This window comes from Arthrobacter sp. Y3225116, assembly GCF_059091245.1.
This window is the reverse complement of record NZ_JBNHGL010000606.1, coordinates 1-318: the sequence shown is the minus strand read 5'-3', so window position 1 is coordinate 318 and position 318 is coordinate 1. Positions and strand designations below refer to the sequence as shown.

1 protein-coding gene is annotated in these 318 nt (G+C 72.3%); it reads right to left on the bottom strand.

The annotated features are described in order from the left end of the window. A partial coding sequence (locus tag AC5RV2_RS19175; protein WP_494093643.1) for a PfkB family carbohydrate kinase occupies positions 1-318 on the bottom strand: 318 nt, incomplete at both ends.

The following is a 318-nucleotide window of genomic DNA, read 5'->3' as shown; positions in this document are numbered from 1 at the left end:
CGCGCCGGAACCATAGTCGCAGACCACCACGGCGTCGCTGCCGGCGAGCGCGTCCGGCACTGCTGCGGCCAGCTGCTCCTGCGCCGCTTCCGGCACCCGCTCCGTGCGCTCGTCCAGCCGCAGCATGATCTGGTCGCCGCCGATGATGCGGTACTTGGTGGTGGTCAGGACGTCTTCGTGTTCCACCAGCCCCGAGATGTCCACCCCCGCACCCTGCAGGAGGGCAGCCAGCCGCCGTCCGGCGTCGTCCCCGCCGATCAGGCCGAGAATGCGCACCCGGGCGCCGAGGGCGGCGAGGTTCATGGCCGTGTTGGCGGC